General features: G+C 34.9%; 26 protein-coding genes and 2 other annotated features. Of the genes, 19 read left to right on the top strand and 7 right to left on the bottom strand.

Going from position 1 to position 26546, the window contains the following annotated elements; genetic code table 11:
* The first annotated feature begins 123 nt into the window (after positions 1–123).
* Positions 124–795: a TetR/AcrR family transcriptional regulator gene (locus Q5Y73_RS19260; RefSeq protein ID WP_305993550.1), complete on the top strand. Its 672-nt coding sequence runs from the start codon at positions 124–126 to the stop codon at positions 793–795.
* A 113-nt stretch (positions 796–908) separates the two neighbouring features.
* A complete protein-coding gene (gene trmB, locus Q5Y73_RS19255) occupies positions 909–1571 on the top strand; it encodes a tRNA (guanosine(46)-N7)-methyltransferase TrmB (protein ID WP_305993549.1) in 663 nt (220 codons plus the stop codon).
* Between the two features lie 75 nt (positions 1572–1646).
* Here the strand turns inward: trmB and Q5Y73_RS19250 are convergent, their stop codons facing one another.
* The 3 genes from Q5Y73_RS19250 to Q5Y73_RS19240 form a co-directional block, all read right to left on the bottom strand.
* The gene (locus Q5Y73_RS19250) at positions 1647–1970 is read right to left on the bottom strand and encodes a hypothetical protein (RefSeq protein WP_305993548.1); all 324 of its coding nucleotides are present in this window, start codon (positions 1968–1970) and stop codon (positions 1647–1649) included.
* A gap of 186 nt (positions 1971–2156) precedes the next feature.
* Positions 2157–3260, bottom strand: coding sequence for an MGDG synthase family glycosyltransferase (locus Q5Y73_RS19245; RefSeq protein WP_305993547.1), 1104 nt, complete (start codon positions 3258–3260; stop codon positions 2157–2159).
* Positions 3261–3419: 159 nt separating this feature from the next.
* Positions 3420–3938: a phosphatase PAP2 family protein gene (locus Q5Y73_RS19240; RefSeq protein ID WP_305993546.1), complete on the bottom strand. Its 519-nt coding sequence runs from the start codon at positions 3936–3938 to the stop codon at positions 3420–3422.
* A gap of 249 nt (positions 3939–4187) precedes the next feature.
* Positions 4188–4323 (top strand) — a sequence feature (ribosomal protein L20 leader region).
* Positions 4324–4360: 37 nt separating this feature from the next.
* On the opposite strand from Q5Y73_RS19240, the gene infC reads away from it, so the two are divergent.
* The 14 genes from infC to Q5Y73_RS19170 all read left to right on the top strand — a co-directional run bounded on the left by infC (position 4361) and on the right by Q5Y73_RS19170 (position 19375).
* Positions 4361–4861 (top strand): translation initiation factor IF-3, encoded by a 501-nt coding sequence (gene infC, locus Q5Y73_RS19235; protein ID WP_305993669.1) that lies wholly within the window; start codon positions 4361–4363, stop codon positions 4859–4861.
* A gap of 52 nt (positions 4862–4913) precedes the next feature.
* Entirely contained in the window at positions 4914–5114 is a 201-nt protein-coding gene (gene rpmI / locus Q5Y73_RS19230) for a 50S ribosomal protein L35 (RefSeq protein ID WP_305993545.1), read from the top strand.
* Between the two features lie 24 nt (positions 5115–5138).
* Positions 5139–5498, top strand: coding sequence for a 50S ribosomal protein L20 (gene rplT, locus Q5Y73_RS19225; protein WP_305993544.1), 360 nt, complete (start codon positions 5139–5141; stop codon positions 5496–5498).
* A gap of 85 nt (positions 5499–5583) precedes the next feature.
* Positions 5584–5864 (top strand) — a binding site (T-box leader).
* A gap of 185 nt (positions 5865–6049) precedes the next feature.
* The gene (gene ilvB, locus Q5Y73_RS19220; RefSeq protein ID WP_305993543.1) at positions 6050–7783 is read left to right on the top strand and encodes a biosynthetic-type acetolactate synthase large subunit; all 1734 of its coding nucleotides are present in this window, start codon (positions 6050–6052) and stop codon (positions 7781–7783) included.
* Between the two features lies 1 nt (position 7784).
* Positions 7785–8270 carry an acetolactate synthase small subunit gene (ilvN, locus tag Q5Y73_RS19215; RefSeq protein WP_305993542.1) on the top strand — a complete coding sequence of 162 codons (486 nt, stop codon included), beginning with the start codon at positions 7785–7787 and terminating at the stop codon, positions 8268–8270.
* Positions 8271–8618: 348 nt separating this feature from the next.
* Complete coding sequence (gene ilvC, locus Q5Y73_RS19210) at positions 8619–9611, top strand: ketol-acid reductoisomerase (protein WP_305993541.1); 993 nt, start codon at positions 8619–8621, stop codon at positions 9609–9611.
* Between the two features lie 292 nt (positions 9612–9903).
* Positions 9904–11457, top strand: coding sequence for a 2-isopropylmalate synthase (locus tag Q5Y73_RS19205; RefSeq protein WP_305993540.1), 1554 nt, complete (start codon positions 9904–9906; stop codon positions 11455–11457).
* A gap of 131 nt (positions 11458–11588) precedes the next feature.
* Positions 11589–12668, top strand: coding sequence for a 3-isopropylmalate dehydrogenase (gene leuB / locus Q5Y73_RS19200; RefSeq protein WP_305993539.1), 1080 nt, complete (start codon positions 11589–11591; stop codon positions 12666–12668).
* Positions 12669–12865: 197 nt separating this feature from the next.
* The gene (locus Q5Y73_RS19195; protein ID WP_305993538.1) at positions 12866–13414 is read left to right on the top strand and encodes a peroxiredoxin; all 549 of its coding nucleotides are present in this window, start codon (positions 12866–12868) and stop codon (positions 13412–13414) included.
* A gap of 129 nt (positions 13415–13543) precedes the next feature.
* Positions 13544–13993 (top strand): redoxin domain-containing protein, encoded by a 450-nt coding sequence (locus tag Q5Y73_RS19190; protein WP_305993668.1) that lies wholly within the window; start codon positions 13544–13546, stop codon positions 13991–13993.
* A gap of 225 nt (positions 13994–14218) precedes the next feature.
* Positions 14219–16051: a cation:proton antiporter family protein gene (locus Q5Y73_RS19185; protein ID WP_305993537.1), complete on the top strand. Its 1833-nt coding sequence runs from the start codon at positions 14219–14221 to the stop codon at positions 16049–16051.
* Between the two features lie 192 nt (positions 16052–16243).
* Entirely contained in the window at positions 16244–17290 is a 1047-nt protein-coding gene (locus Q5Y73_RS19180) for a tripartite tricarboxylate transporter substrate binding protein (protein WP_305993536.1), read from the top strand.
* Between the two features lie 114 nt (positions 17291–17404).
* Positions 17405–17863 (top strand): tripartite tricarboxylate transporter TctB family protein, encoded by a 459-nt coding sequence (locus Q5Y73_RS19175; protein ID WP_305993535.1) that lies wholly within the window; start codon positions 17405–17407, stop codon positions 17861–17863.
* Between the two features lie 18 nt (positions 17864–17881).
* On the top strand, positions 17882–19375 hold the full coding sequence (locus Q5Y73_RS19170; RefSeq protein WP_305993534.1) for a tripartite tricarboxylate transporter permease: 1494 nt from the start codon (positions 17882–17884) through the stop codon (positions 19373–19375).
* A 49-nt stretch (positions 19376–19424) separates the two neighbouring features.
* Here Q5Y73_RS19170 and Q5Y73_RS19165 read toward each other — a convergent pair whose 3' ends face one another.
* Both Q5Y73_RS19165 and Q5Y73_RS19160 read right to left on the bottom strand, forming a co-directional pair.
* Entirely contained in the window at positions 19425–20105 is a 681-nt protein-coding gene (locus tag Q5Y73_RS19165) for a response regulator (protein ID WP_305993533.1), read from the bottom strand.
* A gap of 86 nt (positions 20106–20191) precedes the next feature.
* Positions 20192–21793, bottom strand: a complete 1602-nt coding sequence (locus Q5Y73_RS19160; RefSeq protein WP_305993532.1) for an ATP-binding protein — start codon at positions 21791–21793, stop codon at positions 20192–20194.
* A gap of 162 nt (positions 21794–21955) precedes the next feature.
* Between Q5Y73_RS19160 and Q5Y73_RS19155 the strand changes: the two genes are divergently transcribed.
* The 3 genes from Q5Y73_RS19155 to Q5Y73_RS19145 all read left to right on the top strand — a co-directional run bounded on the left by Q5Y73_RS19155 (position 21956) and on the right by Q5Y73_RS19145 (position 24858).
* The gene (locus tag Q5Y73_RS19155; RefSeq protein ID WP_305993531.1) at positions 21956–22723 is read left to right on the top strand and encodes a DUF817 domain-containing protein; all 768 of its coding nucleotides are present in this window, start codon (positions 21956–21958) and stop codon (positions 22721–22723) included.
* A gap of 78 nt (positions 22724–22801) precedes the next feature.
* Complete coding sequence (locus Q5Y73_RS19150; RefSeq protein WP_305993530.1) at positions 22802–23356, top strand: type VI secretion system tube protein Hcp; 555 nt, start codon at positions 22802–22804, stop codon at positions 23354–23356.
* A gap of 236 nt (positions 23357–23592) precedes the next feature.
* Complete coding sequence (locus tag Q5Y73_RS19145; protein ID WP_305993529.1) at positions 23593–24858, top strand: methyl-accepting chemotaxis protein; 1266 nt, start codon at positions 23593–23595, stop codon at positions 24856–24858.
* An 82-nt stretch (positions 24859–24940) separates the two neighbouring features.
* Here Q5Y73_RS19145 and Q5Y73_RS19140 read toward each other — a convergent pair whose 3' ends face one another.
* Both Q5Y73_RS19140 and Q5Y73_RS19135 read right to left on the bottom strand, forming a co-directional pair.
* Positions 24941–25849 (bottom strand): fumarylacetoacetate hydrolase family protein, encoded by a 909-nt coding sequence (locus tag Q5Y73_RS19140; RefSeq protein WP_305993528.1) that lies wholly within the window; start codon positions 25847–25849, stop codon positions 24941–24943.
* An 85-nt stretch (positions 25850–25934) separates the two neighbouring features.
* Positions 25935–26477: a GNAT family N-acetyltransferase gene (locus tag Q5Y73_RS19135; RefSeq protein ID WP_305993527.1), complete on the bottom strand. Its 543-nt coding sequence runs from the start codon at positions 26475–26477 to the stop codon at positions 25935–25937.
* Between the last annotated feature and the right edge of the window lie 69 nt (positions 26478–26546).

The following is a 26546-nucleotide window of genomic DNA, read 5'->3' as shown; positions in this document are numbered from 1 at the left end:
TTTGTTTCCTGAAATAACTATAACATCAATCTTGAACATTGTAAACTAAAAATATATTTTTTGTCTAAAATGTATATGATAAGAACTAAATATGATATAATATTTGAATGAGGAGGGAATGAGATGCGGAAGATTGAACCAGAATTAAGAGAAGAAATGAAAAAAACCTATGTCGGGAAGTTGATGAATGTAATCCGAATAAAAGGGTTTAATTCCTTGAAGATACAGGACATGGCTAAATATATGCAAATCAGCAAAGCCTCCCTTTATAACTATTTTTCATCTAAAGAAGAAATCATACAGGAGATTACTCAGACCTATATTGTTTATTTCGAAGAGGTTGATCAAGCCATTTTAAATAATGAGCTTACTTATATAGATCGTTTTCAAAAAGTATTTGAGCAGGAAGTACTCACATTCATCTATATTTCAGAATTGTTTTTAGAAGAACTTAAAGTCGGATTTCCTGATTTATATGACGGAATTATTTCAGCACGTCGAAAAAGAAAAGAGAACATTAGGCAATTTTATGAGGTTGGATTGAAGGAAGGCGTGTTTAATGAGTTAAACCCCAGTATATTCATTGTGCAGGATGAAGTTATGTTAAGAAAATTGCTTGATCCAGCTTTTCTCTTAGCAGAAGGACTCACAATTAAACAAGTATTGAAGGATTATTATCAAGCAAAAAAAATACAAGTGTTCAAAGCAGATAAGCTAACAACAATGAATGATGATTCAAAAATAATGGAAAAGATTGAGTACCTTACTCGCAAGTTATCTAATTCGTATTCATAAGACACCATACAGGAAAGGATATACAACTGATTTGTCCTTGAAACAAAAGTACAACAGATGATAAGATATCAATGGTTGAATTACGAGAACATAAAGGATAAGCGGGGGTAATCATGGGCAGATTGAGACGCCGATCAGATACATTGGAATTTTTAGCTAATGCTAAAGATGTGGTTGTGCTTGAACCACAGATTCACAAAGGGAAATGGAGAAAAGTTTTTGGAAATGACAACCCAATTCATGTAGAGTTAGGAATGGGAAAAGGGAAGTTCATTTCGGAAATGAGTTTGAAGTATCCTGAAATTAATTTTATAGGTATTGATTTATATGATGAATTAGTTAGAAAAGCGAGCGAGAAGTCCTATGCATTAAGAGAAGAGCATGGGGTATCCGACATAGATAATCTTAGATTATTATTAATGAATATTGAGAAAATTGAAGAGGTTTTTGACGAGAATGAGATTGATCAAATTTATTTGAATTTCAGCGATCCATGGCCTAAAAAAAGACATGCATCACGCAGATTGACTCATTCCAATTTCTTGAAAAAATACAGACAAGTACTCAAAGTCGAGGGAGAAATTCATTTAAAAACAGATTCCGTTTCTCTTTTTGAATTTTCTTTAAACTCTTTTGCGGATATGGATCTAAAGATGAAAAATATCTCATTGGATTTGCATAGAGAAGAAACGCCAGAGAATCATGTATTTACAGAGTACGAAGAAAAGTTTGTAGAGCAGGGTGTAAGAATACACCGCTGTGAAGTGATTTTGTAGTGTAAACCCCCCTTAATGGATATTTCAAAAATCTATTAGGGGGTTTTAAATATAATGTAATTCATCATGGATGAATTAATTTGGCTGAATAGTAAATACATTTCCTTCGGCTGGAACATTATCTAGTTTATCCACGCTAAGAAGATCGCACAAAGGAATATAACTTGTTGACTCCGTACCAGGGATATTAAAGATATTTCTAGCCACTAATACTTCGTCTCTTACTGCAATAAATGTTCCTACAGCAACTAAAAGTACATCTGTTCCAACAAATGTGAGACCTATTGGGTCAAATTCATCAAAATTTTCTTCTATTTGTTTTTTTAAGGATATTATACAGCAGTCACAAGTTTGGATTTTTTTACAGCATGTTTTTCTATTCTTTTTTTTATGTGACAATTTAACTTATACCTCCATTCATTAATTATTAATATATGAGACCATAAAAAAGTTTCATATATTAATAGTTTATGTAGCAATCTCAGAATGGATTGTACGAATGGACTAGTTTCATTGTCTTAATTTTAAATTACAAAAAAGCAAGCAGAATAAATCGGCTTGCTTTTTCAAATAAAGACTTAGAGATTAAACCAGACAATCAATGATATCTACTGAGTATTTATATCTAGATAATGGCTTAGAAGTAAATTGAACTTTCTCATGTTTCACTAGCTGATCTAACCAAAATTTCAACTCATCGATTGAAGTGAGTTTTTTTGCCAATTGGTGATTTAAGAAAAATTGACAATTATTCTCCTCATGACCTGGAATAGGATTGTAAAATAACATAGGTAAACCTTTTACTAATCCTTCAGTACAGGTAACTCCACCTGGCTTTGTGATTAACAAATCTGAAGCATCCATTAATTCATCAACATTCTTTGTGAATCCAAGAACATGGATATTCTCATGCTGGAATAATGGGTCTGTATCCATTTTTTTTCGAGCTTTATCATTGTTTCCCATGCAAATGATAATTTGGATTTTTTCTTTCCACGATAATAAATATTCTAAAAGCTGACTGTAATTTAGCATCCCCCAACCGCCCCCCATAACGAGTAAAGTAGGTTTATTTTTAAGCTGGAACTTTTCACGTATCAGTTTCTTTTCACTTTTTTTCCAAAATTTAGGATGAACAGGAATGCCAGAAACTATAATTTTCTTTTCTGGTATATTTTTATTCATTAATTTTTGCTTTATTTCCTCTGTTGGTATAAGATATTTATCGGTTTCTGTCGTCATCCAAGCTCCATGAATATCATAATCGGTCACAATAGTATATAGAGGAATGGAAAGCCCTAACCTTTTCAATCTGGCAATGACTGCATTTGGAAAAGGATGCGTGCATAGAATGATATCTGGATTGAACTGATGGATGAGCTGGGTTGTTTTAGCGTAAAAAACACGATGGAGAATCATTTGAGTGATGGGTCCTGGTGAATTTTTATATTTTGAATAATAAAGTTTAGCATAAATTTTTGGCTGAACATTTAAAGTTTTTCGATACACATTAAAAAAATGTGGTGCTAAATATGGATGTAGAGAGGATCCTAACTCAATCACCTTCGTATGAATTTGAGTAGATTGATTTTTTAAACCTTCTGAAATGGCATAAGCGGCTTGCGTATGGCCTGTACCAAATCCTTCAGATAAAATGAGTATATTTTTTCGATGTAAAATATGGCTCACCCACTTTTAATCATTGTTTTATTTAAGAAACATATAAAATTTATTTTTTCCTGATTAGCGTAAACAATTCAGAACAATGATTGTCAGAGGATGAACCAAAAAGTGGTCGCAGTTTATTTAGTTAAAATATGAATGTACTGGGCAAAATTAGCTACATTGTTATGCTAATAAGTTAGTTACAGAAAAAGCTGTTAATGTGCCAATAATTAGACCAGCGAATACATCTGATGGATAGTGCAGACCTAAATAAATTCTAGACAACGCTACTGTAAGACCTATTGGCAATAAGATCATGCCCAATACAGGTATGGTGACAACAAAAGGGATAATGATGGAAAAAATGGCGGTAGTATGACCAGATGGAAATGAATGATCCTGTAATGGATTTTTATAAGTGTTAGCTTGTTTGAGAACTAAATAAGGTCTGAGTCTCTTGTAGGTTTTTTTAATAACCGCCACTGGAATATGGCTTAAGCTTAATGAAACTAAACTCATGAATGCAGCATGTTTCCATGGTGCCGATGCGAAAAGAGATAAGGCTAAAGTTGTACATATTGTAAATAATGCCCCGCCTAAATGAGTAATATTGGTCATGATTAAATCTAAAATTCTATTTTTAAGTTTTACATTTATAAAGAAAAATATTTGATTTTCGATGTTTCTCAATCTGTACAACATCGTGCATCCCTACCTTTTAACAGAACGTTTGAAAAGAAAGTATTGTATCGTAATTTTAAAGGAAGTTTGCGTATTTTTCCACTTTTAATTTATGACATCGTTCTAGATTAGTTATAGAATACAGAATAAAGTTAAACGGAGTATAAAATATATATCAAATTAATATTAAAATAATCCATTATTTAAATAAAGTGAAAGAAAGTTTGACATTGGTTAAAACATATGGTATCTTTTTGTAGTTAGCACAATACAACAAAGCAGGAGCGCCCGCTTCTCACCTGACTAACAGACTGTTAGCTGGTTAAATGATAAATCTTATCTCTTGTATTATAGAGATGAAATAAATGATGTGGGCGAATATATCTGCTCACATCTTTTTTGTTTTATATTATTAGCGGAGGTGACACGTTATTAAAGAACATATCATTAACGAATCTATAAGAGCCAGAGAGGTTCGTTTAATTGGAGCCCAAGGAGACCAGCTTGGAATCAAACCCATTAAAGAAGCATTACGCTTAGCATACGATGCGAATTTGGATTTAGTCGCTGTTGCTCCAACTGCAAAACCGCCAGTATGTCGTATCATAGATTACGGTAAATATCGCTATGAAGCTCAAAAGAAAGAGAAAGAAGCGCGCAAGAACCAAAAAATTGTGGATATTAAGGAAGTGCGTTTCAGTTCAAAAATCGAGGAACATGATTATCAGACTAAGCTGCGTAATGTTGTAAAATTCCTTAAGGCAGAAGATAAGGTGAAGTGTTCGATTCGTTTTCGGGGTCGTGAGATTACACATGCTGAGATCGGTAAAAAAGTACTTCAGCGTGTGATTGAAGATACTAAAGAGTATGCTGAAATAGAACGTAGACCAAGACTTGATGGTCGAAGCATGATCATGGTGCTTGCTCCGATTGCAAAAAAATAGATGTCCACAGCTGATTCAGGAAATATACTTAAATTCATAGGAGGATTCAATTATGCCTAAAATGAAAACTCACAGCAGTTTAAAAGGTCGTTTTAAAGTAACAGGCACTGGAAAAATCAAAAGACATAAACGTGGTAAAAACCACTTGTTATCTAAAAAGTCAGGAAGACAGAAGAAATTAATGAAAACTCAACCAATCATGGCACAAGGTGACGTTAAACGTTTAGCTCAACAATTATCAAATCTTAAATAATGTATACACAGGAGGTAGAATAAGATGGCAAGAGTAAAAGGTGGATTTGTAGCCCGTCGTCGTCGTAAAAAAATATTAAAACTTGCTAAAGGTTACTTTGGCTCTAAACATAGAATATTTAAAACAGCTAATGAACAGGTCATGAAGTCATTGCTTTATGCATACCGTGACCGTCGTCAGCGTAAGCGTGATTTCCGTAAATTATGGATTGTTCGCATCAATGCAGCAGCTCGTATCAACGGATTAAGCTATAGTAAATTAATGCACGGATTAAAGCTTGCAGGTGTGGATATTAATCGTAAAATGTTAGCTGATCTTGCGGTAAATGATTCTGAAGGTTTCTCAAACCTTGCAAATGTTGCAAAAGAAAAAATTAATGCCTAAATTTTTTCTATAAGATGAAAAGCGGTTGACTTCATCTCATGTAATATATATAATAATTAAAAATCATTACCCAATCACATACGGATCATCGGCAATGAAAAGGATAAAGTGATAAGGGCAATTATGAACAGAGAGCGAAGGAATTGCTGAAACCTTTGCCATAACCCCTTATATACGAGCTCGCCTTGGAGCTGTTTTCCTGAAAGGTTTAACCTAGTAGGGGGAATCGGTAGGCATACGTTATTATGCTGTAAGTAACAGATTTTTCTTAAATTCGCGTTTAAGCGTTACTTTCTGAGGTTGCGTATTGCGAAGTATGTAACAAAGTTGGGTGGTACCACGGAAGAAAATCCTTTCGTCCCATTTCTTGCTTTAGTAGAGCAGTGGGATGAAAGGATTTTTTGGTATTTAAAAATAACTTTTTTAAAGGGTTGGGAAGTATAAAGATGGTTATACTTTCTACCTCAAGAAAATCTACCTCAGAGTTCGACGACATCTTCGAGAGGTCACCGTAAGGAGATTTTCTTATTATTTTGAGAGGAGGATGTAAGATGAGCACCCAAACATTTAAAGAGACAAATGAAGAACTTTATAACAAATTAATGCAGCCTGACGTAATCAGTGGATCAGAAATATTGCTTCGTTCACTACTTTTAGAAGGTGTTGACTGCGTCTTTGGTTATCCAGGAGGAGCGGTGTTATATATTTATGATGCCATGCATGGCAATCCTGACTTTAATCATTTGTTGACAAGACATGAACAAGGAGCTATACATGCTGCGGATGGATATGCAAGATCAACTGGAAAGGTTGGTGTGTGTATCGCAACCTCTGGCCCAGGAGCTACCAATCTTGTTACAGGTATTGCAACAGCCTATATGGATTCGGTACCGCTTGTTGTGATAACAGGGAATGTAATGAGCACAGCAATAGGAACAGATGCTTTTCAGGAAGCGGATATCACTGGGATTACAATGCCAATTACCAAACATAGTTATTTAGTTAGAGATGTGAAGGATTTATCCAAAACTGTACATGAGGCATTTCATATCGCTTCAACAGGTAGAAAAGGCCCCGTCCTTATTGATATTCCTAAAGATGTATCTGCACATAAAACACAGTTTACGTATGATAAAAAAATAAATATACGCGGGTATAACCCTACTGTAACGCCGAATAAACTACAGGTGGACCGATTAGTAAAGGCAATAGAAGAAGCAAAGAAGCCAGTCATTCTAGCAGGTGGCGGAGTCGTATATGCTGGAGCACATGAAGAATTGTTAGAATTCGTAAACAAAACGAAAATTCCGACAATTACAACCTTGCTTGGGATCGGAGGCTTTCCTAGCTCTAATGACTTATGGTTGGGGATGCCAGGTATGCATGGAACGTATACGGCAAACAAAGCGATTCAAAATTGTGATTTGTTGATTGGTATCGGCGCGAGATTTGATGATCGGGTAACGATGAAGGTTGAGGGGTTTGCGCCAAATGCAAAAATAGCACATATAGATGTAGACCCTGCTGAAGTAGGTAAAGTAGTAGAAACGGCGATTCCTTGTGTAGGAGATGTAAAAAAGGTTCTTGAGATGGCAAATCAGAAAGCTAAAGCAGCACAATCCGAAGAGTGGATCGAGGAATTACAGCAAATGAAAAGAGACTTTCCACTAAAGTACAAGGACAGCGACAACCTAAAACCACAATTTGTTATTGAAATGATTCATGAAACAACTAATGGTGAAGCTATCGTAACTACAGATGTTGGTCAGCATCAAATGTGGTCTGCTCAGTTCTACAGATTTAATCATCCTCGTTCTTGGATTACTTCAGGTGGATTGGGTACGATGGGTTTTGGTTTCCCTGCAGCAATCGGAGCTCAAAAGGGGAATCCTGATCGGTTAGTAGTTTCCATAAATGGTGATGGCGGTATGCAAATGTGTTCTCAGGAATTAGCGATTTGTGCCATAAATAATATTCCAGTTAAAATCGTTGTTATCAATAATCAAGTGTTAGGAATGGTTCGACAATGGCAGGAGATTATTTATGATCATCGTTATAGTCACATTGATTTATCGGGAAGTCCAGATTTCGTGAAGCTAGCGGAAGCATATGGAGTGAAGGGGCTGAGAGCAACGAATAAAGAGGAAGCCCGCCAAGTATGGCAGGAAGCCTTGGATACACCAGGTCCAGTATTAATTGATTTTGTAGTTGAAAAGCATGAAAATGTATTTCCTATGGTAACTCAAGGAAGCACAATTGATGATATGTTAATGGGGGATTCGTAATATGGATGCGAAAAAACATACCATTTCAATACTGGTGAACAATCAACCTGGGGTACTGCAGCGCGTAGCCAGTTTGTTTGGACGAAGAGGATTCAATATTGAAAGCATAACGGTAGGAAAATCTGAAGAAGAAGGCCTTTCCAGAATGATCATCGTAACAACAGGCGATAACTCTAAGTTAGAACAAATTTCTAAGCAGTTGTACAAAGTTGTTGATGTGATCAAGGTGATCGACATTAGTGCCAACCCAATGGTTGAGCGTGAATTAGCTTTAATTAAAGTGAATGCGGAACCTTCTATACGTCCAGAAATTATTGGTGTTGTAGAAACATTCAGAGCGACTATTGTAGATATTGGTCCAAAAAGCATTATGGTTCAGGTTGTTGGAGATTCTGAAAAAGTTAAGGCAATGGTTGAATTGTTAAAACCATATGGTGTCATTCAACTTACTCGTACTGGTGTAGCAGCAATGATAAGAGGAGTTTAGAGTCATTATTAAAAAGTTTAAAACATGGGTAAAATCCTTTGAGTGGGTATAGATAGTCTAAGAAGGTGTCCTTTAAAAAGATTCTCTTTATAGAGATGGACTTCACTCGTCTAACAAAACACCACGTTCATGTGGTTAAACGTCTGCATCAGTTCATCCATGAACAAGCTATGGGTTCCCCGAAAAGTATTCGGAATATTCAACAGAGGTTGCTTCACTTTTTGTTGTAATGTTTTTCTGGCTAATGGGGCCCCCGAAAAGTATTCGGACTAATCCACAGAGCTTAACTTCACTTTTTGGGGTATCTATTACCCACTCAAGGGGCATATAAAAGGAGGATATTATTCAATGGCAGTTACAATGTATTATGAAAACGACGCAGATTTAAACTTATTATCAGGAAAAACAATCGCAGTAATCGGATATGGAAGTCAAGGGCATGCACAAGCTCAAAATCTTAGAGATAGTGGAATTAATGTCATTATTGGTTTGCGTAAAGGTCGTTCATGGGATCAAGCAACTAACGATGGCTTTGAGGTATATACAGTTGATGAGGCAACGAAAAAAGCAGATATCATTCAAATTTTAATGCCGGATGAAACGCAAGGAACAGTATACAGAGAATCTATAGCTCCAAACTTGAAAAAGGGTGCAGCAATTATGTTCTCACACGGTTTCAATATTAACTTTGGACAAATTGTACCTCCATCAGACGTGGATGTATTTATGATTGCTCCAAAATCACCAGGGCATTTAGTACGCCGTACTTATGTTGAAGGATTTGGTGTTCCAGGCTTAATCGCGGTTGAACAAGATGCAACGGGTCAAGCAAAAGAACTTGGTTTAGCTTATGCTAAGGGGATTGGCTGTACTCGTGCTGGGGTTATTGAAACTACGATCCGTGAAGAAACTGAAACAGATTTATTTGGTGAGCAAGCTGTTTTATGTGGTGGTGTTAGTGCTCTAGTAAAAGCTGGATTTGAAACATTAACTGAAGCAGGTTACCAACCTGAGGTTGCATATTTTGAATGTTTACATGAATTAAAATTGATCGTTGATTTAATGTACGAAGGTGGATTGGAGCGCATGCGTTATTCCATCAGTGACACAGCAGAATATGGAGATTATGTAACAGGTCCTCGTATCGTAACTGAAGAAACGAAAAAAGAAATGAAGAGAGTGCTTGAAGATATTCAGCAAGGTAAATTTGCTCGTGACTTTATTTTAGAAAATCAATCTAACCGTGCTTTCTTTACAGCTACTCGTCGTAAAGAGTCTGAGCACCCAATTGAAGAAGTAGGTTCAAAATTGCGTGAAATGATGCATTGGATTAAGAAATAAACAAAACAGGATGTTTTGATGTCGACGTTACTACATGGACGTGGCTGATTTTAGTCGACGTACATCAGTATATTTTAATGAATGTTATTACTCTTGTGAGGGACTTTGCAGAACAGGATGTTCTGGTACATCGTTATCCAGCTCACGGATGTGCTGGTGTCGGGATTGGCAAAGGACGTGCCAGTTTATTCTCGACCCTCAGGGATGAGGATGAACTTAAATGTAATCATTAATATTTTGTGGAGCGAATAAGAGTAATAACGTGAATTTCATATTAGGAGGTGGAATTGGGATGAGAAAGATATATGTATTTGATACAACATTAAGAGATGGTGAACAATCTCCGGGAGTTAACTTAAATACCCAAGAAAAGGTGGAGATTGCCTTACAATTAGAAAGGCTCGGGGTAGATCGTATTGAAGCAGGCTTTCCTGCGGCATCCCCAGGTGATTTGAAAAGTGTAAGTGAAGTAGCTGAGGCTGTTAAAAATTCATCCATTATTGGGCTTTCTCGCTCCCGCGAGCAAGATATTGAAGCAGCGAGGGAAGCGTTGAAAAAAGCAGAAGATCCTTGTTTGCATTTATTTCTTGCTACCTCTCCTATACATCGTCAATATAAGCTGCGTATGGAAAAACAACAAGTACTTGAAACAGCGGAAGCTGCTATTCGATATGCAAAAAAATATTTTAGTAAAATTGAATTTTCACCTGAAGATGCGGCTAGGACTGAGTTGGACTTTTTGTGTGAAGTAACTGAAATGGCTGTGCGTGCTGGTGCAACTGTTGTTAATATTCCTGATACAGTTGGATTTATGACGCCAGATGAATTTGGAAATATATTTAAGACATTAAGAGAAAATGTTCCTGGAATTGAAAAAATTCAATTAAGTGCACATTGTCATGATGACTTAGGTATGGCTACTGCAAATGCACTAGCAGCCATACGCAATGGTGCAGAACAAATTGAAGGAACACTTAATGGTATAGGTGAGCGTGCTGGAAATACTTCGATTGAAGAAGTTGCAATGGCACTTGAAACTAGAAAAGACTATTATCAAGCGGCAACATCTTTAAAATTAAATGAGATTTATCGAACAAGTCGATTAGTCAGTAAATTGACAGGTATGGTTGTACCTGGAAATAAAGCCATTGTAGGGGCAAATGCCTTTGCTCATGAATCAGGGATCCATCAAGATGGTATGTTGAAGGAGAAAACAACTTATGAAATTATGTCTCCTGAAACGATTGGTTTAAAAGAAAGTAAGCTAGTACTAGGAAAACTTTCTGGTAAACATGCATTTAGTGAAAAATTGGTTGATTTGGGTTATGACGATTTAAACGAAGACCAGATTAAAGAAGCGTTTAAAAAGTTTAAAAACCTAGCGGATAAAAAGAAGAATGTTAGTGATGAAGATATTCGAGCCATGTTGGAAGAAAAGCTTGTAAACACACCAGAAGTTTTTACATTAGAACGAATTGATTTATCTTACGGTAACCAATCTATTCCTAATGCAACGATTCGAATCAAAACGTATGAGGATGCTATCGTTGAAGAAACGCAGGAAGGAAATGGTTCCGTTGATGCAATCTATAATGCGATTGATAAAGCAACACAAGAGAAAGTCAAATTAGAAGATTACACAATTAAATCCGTCACACACGGAAAAGATGCATTAGGTGAAGTGCATGTTGTGTTGAAGCAGGATGATGTAACAGTAACTGGGCGTGGAGTTAGTACAGATATTCTCGATGCAAGTGCACGTGCTTACGTAGATGCAATCAATCGGTTAATAGATAAAAGGAACACAGGTAGTGTGAACAAGAGAGGGAATATTACATTAATATAAAAATGAAATCATTCCAAGATGGAGTATCCGAATACCTTTGTGGAGCCCTTAGCTAAACGATAATTAAAAAAATAAATAACCTGCCTCATCCAACATAGGCAGGTTATTTTTTAAATAAGGAGAGAAAGTATATGTCTGAAGTGAAAAAGATTGCCGTTATTGCAGGTGATGGTATTGGACCAGAAGTTGTTGCTGAAGCTGAGAAGGTCCTTAAAAAAACAGAAGAGTTATTTGGTTATAAGTTTGAAAAGGAACATGGTTTATTTGGCGGTATTGCAATTGATGAAAAAGGTACTCCTCTTCCACAGGATACGTTGGAAATGTGTAAAAACTCAGATGCAGTTTTATTAGGTGCTGTTGGAGGACCAAAATGGGACAATAACTCCAAAGAACTTCGACCTGAAACTGGATTATTAGGGATTAGAAAAGAATTAGGTCTATTTTCTAATATTAGACCCGCTTTTGTTTTTGACTGTTTGAAGGAAGCTTCAACAATTAAACCAGAAGTATTAGATGGAACCGACCTAGTGGTAGTTCGTGAGTTGACTGGTGGTATTTACTTTGGTGAAAAGTTCCGTCGCGAATCAGAATTTGGTGAAGAAGCAGTGGATACATGTGCATACAATGTGATGGAAGTTGAACGTATTGTAAAACAAGCGTTTGAAATTGCCCGTACTAGAAGTAAGAAGCTTGCATCAGTAGATAAAGCTAATGTTTTGGAAAGCTCTCGTTTATGGAGAGAGACAGTGAATCGAATTGCTCCTGATTATCCAGATGTAGAGCTTGAACACGTATTAGTGGATAACTGTGCAATGCAATTATTACGTAGACCATCTAGCTTTGATGTCATTGTAACTGAAAATATGTTTGGTGATATATTAAGTGATGAAGCAGCAATGTTAACCGGATCTATTGGTATGTTATCTTCTGCTTCTTTAGGTGAAGGCAGTTTTGGATTGTACGAGCCTGTGCATGGTTCAGCACCTGATATTGCAGGACAAGGTAAAGCAAATCCAATAGCAACAATCTTGTCTGTTGCTTTGATGTTTAAATTATCCTTTGGATATCAAGAAGCTGGTGATTTAATTGAAAAAGCCGTAAAGGATGTATTGGATGCAGGACATCGTACTGGGGATATATCTACAGACCCTAGCAAAGCGTTAAGTACTGCTGAAATGGGAGATTTAATTATTGCTGCAATGGAAAAGTAGTCCCTTAATTATAATAATTATTAAAAAAAAATCAATCTAGTTATTGACTTTGTTTTTGTGGAGTGATAACATTTCTAATGTGAACACATCACTTAGTATAAATGTCGGTATAACCTTGAAATAAGTACATAAATATTTATTTTTTGGTGCCTTCATTTTACCTTAAAATATTATATTCTCTAGGAGGGGCTATTAAAATGGCAGAACGTTTAGTAGGAAAACCAGCACCAGATTTTACAATGGAAACAGCACTAGGTAATGGAGATGATTTCAGTACAGTATCACTTTCTGATTACAGAGGAAAATGGTTAGTATTATTCTTCTATCCACTAGATTTTACTTTTGTATGTCCAACTGAAATTACAGCTTTAAGCGAAGCAAGTGGAATTTTTGCTGACCTTGACACAGAAGTTTTAGGTGTAAGTACAGACAGCAAGTACTCTCACCGTGCTTGGATTAATACTCCAGTTGATGAAAATGGACTAGGAAAGCTAAACTTCCCATTAGCAGCAGACTTAACTAAATCCGTTGCTCGTGACTATGGAGTTCTAATTGAAGAAGAGGGTATTGCACTTCGTGGATTATTTATTATCGACCCTGATGGCGAATTAAAATATCAAGTAGTGAACCATAATGATGTAGGTAGAAGTGTAGAGGAAACAGTTCGTATACTACAAGCTCTTCAATCTGGTGGTTTATGTCCAGCTAACTGGAAACCAGGGGAACAACAATTAACTGCTAAGTAATTTTAAAATTACATTCAATAAACATATTTGAAAAGACCCTCTGTCTGCACTCGTAGGTAAGAGGGCTTTTCTTCTATATATGGGTATATATCCAGAAGAAAATAAATAAAGAGGTGAAAGAAAATGCCAATGCGTTTGCGTTCAGAGTTGCCAGATTTTGAAGGAGTAACGGAATGGGTCAATGGAAGTTTGTCCAAAGCAGATTTAGCTGGAAAACCAGTTTTAATTCATTTTTGGGCGGTTAGCTGTCATATGTGCAAGGAAAGTTTGCCTCAAATTAATGAATGGAGAACCAAGTATGAGGAAGAATTTAACCTAAAGGTTCTCGGTGTTCATATGCCTCGTTCTGAGAAAGATACGGATATTCCTGTAGCGAAAGAAACGATTGAGAAATACGAATTAGAACATCCGGTTATGATTGATAATCAGCACGCTATAACGGATAAATTCCAAAATGAGTATGTTCCTGCATATTATTTATTTGATGAAAATCATCAACTGCGTCACTTCCAAGCAGGTGAAAAAGGTCTGAAAATGGTTGAACAACGGATTAATAAAATCCTAACTCCAAAAGAATAATTATAAGGATAAAATAATATTTATTAGACTAATTCAAGATTTAGATTGAGAAAATAATGGAAAAATATTAAACTAGAGAATAAACGATATAAAAATTGTTTTTTCTCTAGTTTTTTTTATTAGGCAACAACTTAGATTTCTAGTGTATATGTTTTTTACTTAGAGAAGAAAATAAGATTTTAAAGAAATATAAGTTATGGATGGAAGATGGAGGGAAATATTATCATGGAGCAACATACTACTGAATTAACTTCTTTAATGATCGTTGTTACAATTGCTTTTCTCGTTCCGATTCTGCTTCATCGTTTACATTTAAAAATAATTCCTGTTGTTGTAGCAGAAATTATAGCAGGTTTAATTATAGGTAAAAGTGGATTGAATTTGATTACTGAAGATCCCTGGCTCGAGTTGTTGTCATTATTTGGGTTTATATATTTATTGTTTTTAAGTGGTCTCGAGATCGACTTCGCTTCATTTAAGAAGAAGAAGTCAGCAGAAGACAACAATGTAAACCCTCTTATATTGTCGGTTATTATATTGATTGGGGTTTTTGCTGTATCTCTAGGCTTGTCCTATGTATTATTATGGATCAATTTGATCGAAGATCCTTTGTTAATGACGTTGATCATTGCAACAATATCATTAGGTGTTGTTGTTCCAGTCCTTAAAGAAAAGAAAATTATGGATACACCGTTGGGGCAAATCATTTTACTTGTTGCAGTGTTATCTGATTTTGCCACGATGATTTTACTTGCTGTTTACATAAGTTATCAGTCTCAAAATATAGAACAGATGCTGCTGCTTTTAGTCTTTTTTGCACTAGTTGTCTTTACATATTTATTTTTAAAGAATTTCGTAAGAGGGAAGCTTTTTGATGTGTTAAGAAAAAGCACAGCTCAAATGGGAACAAGAGCTGTATTTGCATTAATATTATTGTTTGTTGTTTTATCAGAAACCTTTGAAATTGAAAATATTTTAGGTGCTTTTTTAGCAGGTGTTGTAGTTTCTTTATTAGCACCAGATAAAAAGTTTGTTCATCAGCTTGAATCCTTCGGTTACGGATTTTTAATACCGATCTTTTTTGTTATGCTTGGTGTTAATTTAAATTTATGGGATTTACTTACTGACTTAAGAATACTAATACTCATACCAATGCTTCTAGCAGCTATTTTCTTATCAAAAATAATCCCTATTTTGATATTGAAAAGGTATTTCCCTTGGCGTCATGTGATTGGTTCAGGTCTATTGTTATCATCCACATTAAGTTTAGTAATTGCAGCGGCAGCTTTAGCTTTGCAAATTGGAGCGATTGATGAAACGATGCATGGAGCACTGATTTTAGTTGCAGTTATAAGCTGTCTAATTGCACCTATATTGTTTAATCAAATTTTCCCACAGGTCACTAAAAAACCTAAATCGATCTCCATTATTGGTGCAAATCATGTGACTTTACCAATTTCACAGGACCTTATAAAAGAGGGATATGAAGTAAAGCTCTTTAGCGCTGAATCCAATCATGCTGATTCTAAAGAAGAAACATTTAGCCAATTTCCATTGATTGAAATTCCAAATCTAGATGAGAAATCTTTGGAAGATCAGGATGCTTTTAAAACAGATATTATCGTATTTGGAACTATGGATGATGAAATCAACTTAGCGTTAGGAAAATATGCGAAAACGTTAGATATAAGCAATATCATCGTTCGAATTGAAAAACCCGATTTGTTTGAAGAAGCACAGGATGAAGAGGGTTTGTCATTATTTTCTACATTGTATGCCTCTAGAACTTTGTTAAAAGCTTTGATTGAACATCCAAGTGCATTACGATTAATTACTCATCATGATGGTTCCATTGGAGAAGTTACAATGAACAATCAAACTTATCATGATGAATATTTGCACAACTTGCCGCTACTAGGAAATATGTTGATTTTGCGTATTTACCGTGGAGATTCATTTATTATTCCACATGGAAATACACAGATTGAGCTAGGGGATCGATTGCTTGTAAGTGGAGATGTAGAGAGTATTTTAGAGATGAAATCTGAATTAGAGTAATATTGAACGTTTGTATATTAAACCTATAAAAACATCAACCTCCTTAAAAAGGAGGTTTTTTTCTGTATGAACAATATGAATAAAATAAGCATTATAGTTTTATATTTTAATATTCACACAATATTCACTTTTTTCACAATCTCACTTAAACTCTTAACTGTAAGCGATTTCAAAAAAGAGGGGAAGATTCAAATGAAAAATAGAAAAGTTTGGTTTGCATTACTGTTCTCATTTATTCTTATTTTTGCAACTGCATGTGGATCTGGGGGAGAAGCTGAACCTGAAGCTAAAGAAAAAGAAGAACCACAAACAGAAGAAGCATCTGCAACAGTAGATGGTTGGTCACCAAATGAAACAATTGAAGTAGTTGCACCTGGAGGAGCTGGAGGAGGCTGGGATACTACAGCTAGAACAGTTGCTCAAGTACTGACTGAAGAGAGTCTTGTTAGTGAGAGCATGCCTGTTGTCAATAAATCAGGTAGTGGTGGTGCTATTGGATGGTCTTATGTAGATGGAAAACAAGGAGATAATCATACGTTATTCGTAACTTCTTCACCGATTTTATTAGTACCTTTAAATGGAGGATCAGAACTAGGACATAATGATTTTGAACCTATTGCTGGAGTGATAGCTGACTTTGGTGCATTTGTAACAAACGCAGATTCAGAGTACCAAAACATCAATGATGTGGTAGAAGCTTTAAAAGCAGATCCAAGTTCAGTTACAGTTACGGGTGATTCAGCCCCTGGAAGTATGGATCATATTCAATTTGTAAAAGCGATGAAAGCTGCAGGAGTTGATATTACCAAAATTGATTATGTTCCTGCTGGAGATATTGGTGGAATGACGCTTGTGCTTGGTGGGGATGCAGATGTTTATTCTACTGGTCTGGCTGAAGCTGCAGAACAAGCGAAAGCGGGAAATGTAAGAGTGTTAGCGATTACTTCTCCTGAACCTTTAGAAGGGGATGTCATTTCAGAATTTCAAACTTTAAGGCAACAAGGAATAGAAGATGAATTTATTAATTGGCGTGGATTTATGGCTCCTAAAGGTATGGAAGCAGAAGCTGTGAAATATTATGAAAATGCCATTGAGTCAATGTATGAAACAGCGTTATGGCAGGAAAGAAGAGATAACTTTGGATGGAAAGACAACTTTATGTCGAGTGAAGAGTTTGGCAAGTTCTTAGATGAGCAATATGCTGTATATGAAGCACTTATGGGAGAATTAGGATTATAGTATAAACATGAATCAATGCTGAAGTAAATAAGGATAAGACATTTAAGAAGGGTGGTAAGATTCATCCTTCTTATTCTTAAAAGTGATTTCAAATTTGAGTAGTAGGTGACTAAAATGCTAAACTCCATGAATCGTAAAGTATCCATCGTGATATTTTTATTTTCAATGTTCTATTTGTTATTTAGCTATCAAATAGAACCCTCACCCTTTGCAAAAATAGATGCAGATATTATGCCAAAGGGGTTAGGTTATTTATTGTTAGTATTATCTGTTTTATTATTTATTGAAAATAAAGAGGAAACAGAACAAGAGAAGGCTAAAAGAAACATATCCAAAAAGGAAATAAGTTTGTTGTTACTCATTGTTTTATTTGTACTTTTATATATTTTATTACTAGAAGCCATTGGCTTTATTATTGTTACTATTTTATTTTTAACAGCTACTTCAAGATTGCTAGGTTATACAAACTGGATTAGAATGCTCATTGTTTTTGTTACATTTACCCTCGTTATTTATTTTTCCTTTAATGAATTACTAGGTCTATCTTTACCATCAGGAATTTTACCATTTTAAGAGGAGGAGGGGAACGTAATGGAAGTGATTGAAAATATATTAAACGGATTTGCAGTGGCATTAAGTTTAAAAAACATGTTGTTTGTTTTTATTGGTGTTTTATCTGGAACAGTCATTGGTATGCTTCCAGGTTTGGGTCCAATATCTGCAATTGCTATCATGATTCCTTTGAGTTATGGAATGGAACCTGCCTCTGCTTTAATATTAATGGCAGGAGTATATTATGGAGCAATATTCGGAGGTTCAACCTCATCTATTCTATTAAACGCACCAGGGGTTTCAGGAACAGTTGCTACATCATTTGATGGTTATCCATTAGCTAAACAAGGCAAAGCAGGGAAAGCATTAGCCATTGCTGCAATATCATCATTTGGTGGAGGTACAATTAGTGTTTTTGCATTAATGTTGGTAGCGCCAATGATGGCAAGTTTCGCAACACAATTTGGACCAACTGAATATTTTGCATTAATGTTTTTAGGGTTGTCAGCCATTTCAAGTTTGTCGGAAGGGTCAACGATAAAAGCATTAATCTCAGCAGTCATAGGTCTTATGATTGCAACAGTAGGTAGGGATTTATTAACTGGTACGGCAAGGTTTACATTTGGCTCAGTAAATTTGTTAGACGGAATTGATTTTTTGGTGATCGCTTTAGGATTATTTGCATTAGCAGAAGTAACAAATTTAGTATTAACTAGGAATAAAGAGAATAATAGTGGTTCAGAAGTTGGAAGCTTAAGAGTGACAAAACAAGAGGCAAAAGAAATTTCAGGTCCAATCGCAAGACATTCTGTATTAGGATTTATCATTGGAGTTCTTCCAGGGGCCGGAGCAACCATAGCATCATTTTTGTCTTATATTACAGAAAAGAGAATTTCTAAGAATCCAGAGACCTTCGGTAAAGGGAATATTAAAGGTTTAGCAGCACCAGAAGCATCGAATAATGCGGCTACTAGTGGTGCGTTTGTTCCATTGTTAACGTTAGGTATTCCAGGTTCCGGTACAACAGCAGTTTTACTAGGAGCATTGCTCGTTGCTGGAGTTACTCCAGGTCCCTTACTGATGCAGGATGAACCTAATGTATTCTGGGGAGTCATTGCCAGTATGTATTTTGGAAATATCTTTTTATTGATTTTAAATTTACCGTTAATTCCATTGATTGCGAAAATTTTATATATTCCTAAGCGATTATTAATATCCTTAGTTATCGTATTCTGTCTTATAGGAGTATATGGTATTAGTTTTAATACATTTGATTTGTATTTATTATTGGGGTTTGGTGTATTAGGGTATGTAATGAGATTATTGTCTTTCCCAGCTGCTCCACTTATCTTAGCTTTTATTTTAGGTGGTATGATGGAAACATCTTTCCGACAAGCTTTAATTATTTCTAAAGGAGATTACCTAACCTTTGTACAAAGTCCAATATCTGCAATATTGATTGGAGTTTCTATTCTTTCTCTAGTACTACCAATGATAAGAAAAAGATTAAGTAAAAATAAACAAGAAGTTTGAGTTTTAAATAATAACATAGCAAAGTAACGTTTATGTTTACTTTGCTATGTTATATATAATATCTGCGTTCAGGACGACCTACACTTCCATAAGTTAATTCTGCGCGAATATCCCCCATAGAAACCATAAACTCTAAATATCTGCGTGAAGTAGTACGGCTAACTCCGATTTCATTTCCCAGCTGTTCAGCTGTTATTCCATCTTCTTTGTTATTCATATGATTTTTAATTTTATCTAAAGTGATTGGATCAATACCTTTTGGAATAAGTGTTTCAGAGAGTTTAGTTTGTTTATGGACCGTATCAAATAAATGGTCCACTTGTTGCTGATCTACATGACTCATCGATGCAATTTGCTGCTTATAATTTTTATATTTTTCTAGGGTTTGTTGAAATCTTTGAAAAATGATAGGTTTAATAATATAATCAATAGCGCCTCCTCGAATGGCGCTTTGTACCCGATCTACTTCCTTTGCAGCAGTAATCATGATAACATCTGTATTTTTATACTTTTGACGAATGAACCACAATAAATCTATGCCATTTCCATCAGCAAAATAAATATCCAATAAAACTAAATCTGGATTTAATATGTCTATCATTTCTTTAGCCTCAGTTAAATTTGTTGAAATGCCACAGACTTCGTATCCAGGGATTTTTTCTGTGAAACGACGATTGATTTCTGCAATTTTAAGGTCATCTTCTACAATAAATACTTGAATGTTTTTCATTTTAGTCCCTCCTTGCTTTGCTTCATTTATTTTGAAATATTAAGGCTATGGGGTCCCCGGAAAGTAATAGGAGTTTTCACCTTGGATTAAGCCTCACTTTTTGGGGTGCGTTTGGGTATGGCTACTGTAAATACTGCCCCCCCAAGATCACTTTGGGATACCGTAATATAACCATTTAAATATTTGACTGCTTTATCAACTAAGTATAATCCGATTCCTCGGTCTTCACCTTGCTTTTTACTAAATCCTTTTTGGAAAATATATTGAATATCTTCTTCTTGTACACCAGATCCAGAATCCTCAATTTCAAATATGAGATCATTACCGATGTCTGTCATAAATATTTTTACAATTTTGTTTTTATCTGTAGATAAAGTAGCCTCAAAAGCATTATCAATTAAATTACCTATAATTGTAACTATTTTTTCTTGATTTAATTCATCAGGAATATCTTTCATACTGCTTTCATTGTCAATGATCATTTCAGTTTTAAGCTCGTGAGCTCGATTATATTTTCCTAGCAATAAGGCTGCAATCATCGTATCTGGTATGGCTGACATCAGAAATTCAACTAAATTTTGATAATCTGTTGTTTCTTTATTTATAAAATCTATAGCCTCCTGATAGGATGCCAGTTGAATCAAACCTGAAATTGTGTAAAGCTTGTTTGAATATTCGTGTGTTTGTGCTCTTAATGCTTCAGCATATGACTGCACTTGTGAGAGTTCTTTTGTTAATTGATCGATTTCTGTTTTGTTCCGAAAACTAGAAACAACGCCCACAATTTGTTTTTTATCAAAAATAGGGACTCGATTAGCAATGATTTCGTTATCTCCGATCTTTAGTTCCTGATTAAATTGACTCTCTTTTGAGTGTAAAACATCAAGCATTTTAGTATGAGGCAAAATTTCCAATATGTTTTTGCCAATGATATTTTCTGAAGGATGTTTATTAATGATTTGATATGCCTTTTGATTTACTAAAGTAATGTTTCCTTCAACATTGATAGCAATGATTCCTTCATGAATGGACTCTAAAATTGCATTTTTTTCTATAAACAAACTAGCAATTTCTCTAGGTTCTAAACCGAAAATTGCTTTTTTAAACCCTTTAGCAATATATAGAGCACCAATAATTCCTATCACAGAAACAAGAATGGTAAGAAATAAAACTTTACGTTGATATGAATCTAGAATAAGTTCTATATCCTCAATTAAGAAACCAACAGATACAATGCCAATAATTTCGCCAGATTCATCAAAAATTGGTGTCTTACCTCGCAAGGAAGGACCTAATGTACCAGTGGCTTTGGAAGTATATGATTCTCCTTGAAGTAAAGCCCGATCGTTGTCTCCTCCCACCATCGTTTGACCAATTCTCTCTGTTACTGGGTGTGAGTATCTTACGGAATCAATATTTCCTACTACAACAAATTCAGCACCCGTTTGAATACGAACTTCTTCTGCTAAAGGTTGAATAATAGTAGAAGGATCTTCTAATTTAAACCCTCTGTTCACTTCTGGCATAATAGCTACTGTTTTAGCGATGTTTAAAGCACGGTTGCCTATTTGATCTTCTAAGCTGTTAGATATAAAATAGGCAAACACACTGCTTAGAATCAAGATGACAAAAACGAGTAGAGTTAATATTAATAATGCCATTTTAGTTTGCAATTTTAGAGGTTTCATAGTATGAGTCCTTACTTCTGACAAATGTCAAAGAGATTTGTACTTATATTGTATCAAACAATAATCAGAAACGCTTACATTTTGTCCTACATTCTTTTTTTTATAATGCTGGTCGATGTTATGATATGTTTTAAAGTATTATAGGGGAAGTGATAAAAAATAATGAAATATGCAAAACTATTTATTATCTTTGTCTATCATCAGGCAATGTCTTGTATTTTCCCAGTGAGTATATTCCTAACGCTTGCCATTTCAAAATTAGTTCAAATATCATACTTACCTCGATATGATTTCATATTAATCAGTTGTCTCGTTATCCAATGGTTAATGTTAAAAAGCGGTCTAGAATCCAGGGATGAGTTAAAAGTAATTGCAGTGTTCCATTTGATTGGATTAGCTTTGGAACTCTACAAAGTAAATATAGGATCGTGGAGTTACCCTGAGGAGGCTCATACAAAAATCTTTGGTGTCCCATTATATAGTGGATTCATGTATGCGAGTGTGGCAAGTTATATGTGTCAGTCATGGCGAAGATTAAATCTTAGACTTATATACTGGCCAAATCGTATGTTGGTCTGGAGTTTAGGGGGACTCATTTATTTAAATTTTTATACAAATTTTATTCTGCCTGATATAAGATGGTTTCTAATTATATTTATGTTTATTCTTTTTTACCGTACTCGAGTTCTGTACACATTGATGAATAAAGTGTTCTATATGCCTATAGTATTGTCTTTTCTTTTCATTGGTTTTTTTATTTGGATTGCAGAGAATATATCAACCTTTTTAGGAGCCTGGCAATATCCTAATCAATCAAATTACTGGCAGTTGGTTCATTTTAGTAAAATTACTTCATGGTTTTTATTAGTAGTCATATCATTTTTGATTGTTTCGGAGTTGAAATATGTTAAAAGGCAATTAAAATCCTAATGCCAAGAATGGAAGTATAAGGACGATCTCTGCATACATATCTATATAAAGATTTTAACGATGGAGGAGTGATATGTATTGTCAATAAAAAAAGATCGATTACTTTTGCTCATTACAGCAATTCTTATCTCTATACTAATGTTAGTACAGCCATTCACTGTGATGGCTTCCACAAACGATGATATTTATTTAGAACTTGAAGGAGTTAAGGGAGCTGGTGAGGTCAAGGGTTTTGAAGGTGCAATTGGTGTTTCAGATTTCCAAATGAGTATGTTTAACAATGTGTCTACTGATTCATTAAAAACAACTAGTAAATTAGGTGTGAATGGAATCACCTTTACTAAACCAATTGACGTCGCTTCTTCTTCAATACTTCAACAACTTGCTACGAATAGTGAAGTGAATGCTGTATTTAATTTTGTTAGGCAATCAGATATTAAGGCTAACTTATTTGTATATTACACTGTTGAAGTTAGTAAAGGAAAATTTACTAACTATGTACAGGAAAATGGGAATGAAACAATCACATTAATTCCTGGCCAAATCATAGTTACGTATTACAGTAATGATGGAATTACTAAGAATAACATATCTTTTGGGTGGGATTTTATAAGAAATCAACCTATTAAGTAGTATTATGGAAAGGTTATCTATGAAAATAATAATATGATAGCAACCATCAATCATATCATCATGATTGATGGTTGCTATGTTTTTATAACATATGCGAGAGACTTCGATAATAATTTTTGTTCTAAACATTCGATCAAATACGCAAGTGCCCAAATAAAAAAAATTATCAAAAGTATCTTTCATTGCATGGTATAATGAGCCTGAATAATAATTTTTTTTAGTAGAGGAGCAAACGTATGAAAGATACGGTTTCACTTTTTCGTTATTTATTGAGAACAATCATATTGATTATTTTCGGTGGTCTCTTTTTGGGATGTGCTATTGGATTTATGATTGATCTGCAAGGGAAGTTATTTTGGATGAATACGATTGGTATCACACTTGGCGGAGTGCTCATAGGTTCTACAATTACAATACTAAACTTTAGAAGATTTATTATGCCTATGAAGGATATTATTGGTGGAGTAAATCAAATAGCTGCTGGTGATTTGACTTCTAAAATAGATGTGAATAAAGTAGGGGAACTGCAGCCTATTGCATCAGCAATGAATGAAATGGCAAATCGTTGGAAAGACCTTTTACATAAAATGAATGAAGTTTCTACTCAAGTTACTGATCAATCTAATGAATTATCAGCGATTACAGAACAAAGTTATCAATCTATAGATCAAATCACGAATGTGATCCAAGAAGTAGCCTTTGGATCAGAAAAGCAAGTTTCTAAAATGAATCATACTTATCAATCTGTAAACGACATATCGCAAGGGATTCATCAGATTAATGAAACGGTTCAATCCGTATTTGATATGACAAAAACAACAAATGACAAAGCAGTAGATGGCAATCAGGTTGTTCAAGCTGGAATGAAGCAAATGACGAATTTAGAAGAAAGAGTAGCGTATACTTCCAATATCGTAAATTCATTTGATGAAAAGTCACAGGAGATTGGGAAGATCATTACAATGATTACTGAGATTTCACAGCAAACGAACCTTCTATCTCTAAATGCCTCGATTGAAGCGGCACGCGCAGGTGAACATGGAAGAGGTTTTGCAGTGGTAGCAGGCGAAGTAAGAAAGCTTGCTGAACAGTCAGCAAAAGCATCTGAGGACATTAGCAAGTTGATTCAAGAAATACAAGCTGAAGCAGGACAAGCTGTAGCAGCTATACAAGAAGGGAAAGCTTCATTTGATCATAGTTATGCCTTAGTTGGACAAACAGGGGAAACCTTTAATGAAATTGTAAAAATGATTCAAGAAGTATCGTATGAATTTCAAGGTGTTTCTGCAACAATGGAACAGGTACATAGTGGTTTTGATGGTATGTTAGATTTAGCAAAGGAAGTTGTAGAAGTATCTGATCACTCTTCTGCAAAATCCCAGCACATCGCAGCACTGACTGAAGAACAGAATGCATCAACAGAAGAAATAGCTGCATCGTCAAATCAATTGAACAAATTGGCTTATGATCTTCAGGAAATGATACAGAAGTTTAAAGTGTAGTTATGATATCTAAATAAAATAAAAAGGTCGTCTTAATAAGTGTACTTTCACTTTAAGGCGACCTATAATTTAAAATCAATATTTAGCCTTCAACCGTATTTTTTAAAACCCCAATTTTTTCAACTTCAATCTCAATCTCATCTCCTGGCTGCAATAAACGAGGTGGATTAAATCCTTTTCCAACACCAGCAGGTGTACCTGTCGCAATGATATCCCCTGGTTCTAATGTTAATCCCTTGGAAAGAATAGAAATAATCGTTTCCACATCAAAAATAAATAAATCCGTTTTCGCGTTTTGCCTTACTTCTCCATTTACTTTTGTTTGGATGTTTAGGTTATTAGGACTATCAATTTCTTTTTTATGAACGATCACAGGTCCCATAGGGCAGGAAGAATCTAAACTTTTTCCAATGAAAAACTGTTTGTGTTTCTTTTGGAGGTCTCTAGCTGTAATATCGTTAATAATCGTATATCCAAATACATAGTCAAGAGCTTGCTCTGGGGAGATATTTGTTCCTTTTTTGCCAATGACAACTGCAAGTTCCCCTTCATAATCTAATTCATCCGTTACCTGCTTGTGATTCAGTATGATATCCTTCTGTCCTATGACAGCCGTCGGTGGTTTTGTAAACACAATGGGATCTGTTGGTAGGTCTGCTGAACTACCCATTTCAAGCACATGATCTTTATAGTTTTTTCCAATACAAAATATATTTTTTGTAGGTCTAGGAATCGGTGCCAACAATTTAATTTGGTTTAAGGGATATGTATATTTGTCTGAATCCGTTTCATCTTTGATCCATTGTTGTAGAGAAGTTGATAAATCTAGAAAGTCCTCTCCTAATGTTATACACTCGATCATAGTTTCAGGTAACTGAGGTGTTTGATGTTTGGCTTTATCTGCTAAGGAAAGATCGAATGCCAAGTTCATCTGTTCATCTGTAATTCCTATAAACGTTCTGTTCTCCTTTTGAGCTGTAATATATCTCATCTTTCATTCTCCTAATCATTTAACTTGATATTTATCTTTATTTTAACATATCAATTCTAAGATATCAGAGAACGTATATATGATTTTACTTCATCCAATCCTCTGCTAACATACTATAAACGGTGTGATCAACATAATGGTCATATAACCACTCCGCTCTTCTGATGCATCCTTCTTGAACAAAGTCCAACCTTTCTGGTACAGCCCTGCTTTTTTTATTTTCTTTTGCGACACGAATTTCTACACGGTTCATGTTCATCTCATGGATTGCGTAATCTGTTAATGATTTGACCACTTTTGTAATAATGCCCTTTCCCTGATATTCATTACCTAACCAATATGCAAGTGTCACCTGCTTTATTGATGGATCGATTTTATTAAAGGCTGCTTTACCTACGTATTTATCTTTATATATGATGACTGTATCAATACTTTTGTTTTCTGCAAATTGAACTAATGACTGCTCTACAATCCTTTTATAATCATCCTCAAAGATTGTCATGTCAACCCATCCAAGCCATTTCCTTAAGTGATCTCTTGATTGATCAATTAAATGGAATATCTTTTCAGCATCTTTCAACTCTATTAATTTTAAATATAAATCATCCTCTATTTTATATGAAAACATAGAATCCACCTTTCATTTTTTAATGAGTATTACTTTGAAAATATACTCTAATCTGAACTAGAGTCAGCA

The organism is Chengkuizengella axinellae, assembly GCF_030730905.1.
Lineage (GTDB): Bacteria > Bacillota > Bacilli > Paenibacillales > KCTC-33759 > Chengkuizengella > Chengkuizengella axinellae.
The sequence above is the reverse complement of the archived record's forward strand: the minus strand, read 5'-3'. Positions and strand labels throughout refer to the sequence as shown.

Excerpts from the sequence above, each read along its gene's own strand:
- Q5Y73_RS19140 (WP_305993528.1), bottom strand. The coding sequence starts at position 25,849 with ATGAGATATATTACAGCTCAAAAGGAGAACAGAACGTTTATAGGAATT.
- Q5Y73_RS19160 (WP_305993532.1), bottom strand. The coding sequence starts at position 21,793 with ATGAAACCTCTAAAATTGCAAACTAAAATGGCATTATTAATATTAACT.
- Q5Y73_RS19205 (WP_305993540.1), top strand. The coding sequence starts at position 9,904 with ATGAGAAAGATATATGTATTTGATACAACATTAAGAGATGGTGAACAA.
- Q5Y73_RS19195 (WP_305993538.1), top strand. The coding sequence starts at position 12,866 with ATGGCAGAACGTTTAGTAGGAAAACCAGCACCAGATTTTACAATGGAA.
- Q5Y73_RS19145 (WP_305993529.1), top strand. The coding sequence starts at position 23,593 with ATGAAAGATACGGTTTCACTTTTTCGTTATTTATTGAGAACAATCATA.
- rplT (WP_305993544.1), top strand. The coding sequence starts at position 5,139 with ATGGCAAGAGTAAAAGGTGGATTTGTAGCCCGTCGTCGTCGTAAAAAA.
- Q5Y73_RS19240 (WP_305993546.1), bottom strand. The coding sequence starts at position 3,938 with ATGTTGTACAGATTGAGAAACATCGAAAATCAAATATTTTTCTTTATA.
- trmB (WP_305993549.1), top strand. The coding sequence starts at position 909 with ATGGGCAGATTGAGACGCCGATCAGATACATTGGAATTTTTAGCTAAT.
- ilvB (WP_305993543.1), top strand. The coding sequence starts at position 6,050 with ATGAGCACCCAAACATTTAAAGAGACAAATGAAGAACTTTATAACAAA.
- leuB (WP_305993539.1), top strand. The coding sequence starts at position 11,589 with ATGTCTGAAGTGAAAAAGATTGCCGTTATTGCAGGTGATGGTATTGGA.
- rpmI (WP_305993545.1), top strand. The coding sequence starts at position 4,914 with ATGCCTAAAATGAAAACTCACAGCAGTTTAAAAGGTCGTTTTAAAGTA.
- Q5Y73_RS19175 (WP_305993535.1), top strand. The coding sequence starts at position 17,405 with ATGCTAAACTCCATGAATCGTAAAGTATCCATCGTGATATTTTTATTT.
- Q5Y73_RS19260 (WP_305993550.1), top strand. The coding sequence starts at position 124 with ATGCGGAAGATTGAACCAGAATTAAGAGAAGAAATGAAAAAAACCTAT.
- Q5Y73_RS19165 (WP_305993533.1), bottom strand. The coding sequence starts at position 20,105 with ATGAAAAACATTCAAGTATTTATTGTAGAAGATGACCTTAAAATTGCA.
- Q5Y73_RS19190 (WP_305993668.1), top strand. The coding sequence starts at position 13,544 with ATGCGTTTGCGTTCAGAGTTGCCAGATTTTGAAGGAGTAACGGAATGG.
- Q5Y73_RS19185 (WP_305993537.1), top strand. The coding sequence starts at position 14,219 with ATGGAGCAACATACTACTGAATTAACTTCTTTAATGATCGTTGTTACA.
- Q5Y73_RS19180 (WP_305993536.1), top strand. The coding sequence starts at position 16,244 with ATGAAAAATAGAAAAGTTTGGTTTGCATTACTGTTCTCATTTATTCTT.
- Q5Y73_RS19155 (WP_305993531.1), top strand. The coding sequence starts at position 21,956 with ATGAAATATGCAAAACTATTTATTATCTTTGTCTATCATCAGGCAATG.
- Q5Y73_RS19135 (WP_305993527.1), bottom strand. The coding sequence starts at position 26,477 with ATGTTTTCATATAAAATAGAGGATGATTTATATTTAAAATTAATAGAG.
- ilvN (WP_305993542.1), top strand. The coding sequence starts at position 7,785 with ATGGATGCGAAAAAACATACCATTTCAATACTGGTGAACAATCAACCT.
- ilvC (WP_305993541.1), top strand. The coding sequence starts at position 8,619 with ATGGCAGTTACAATGTATTATGAAAACGACGCAGATTTAAACTTATTA.
- Q5Y73_RS19170 (WP_305993534.1), top strand. The coding sequence starts at position 17,882 with ATGGAAGTGATTGAAAATATATTAAACGGATTTGCAGTGGCATTAAGT.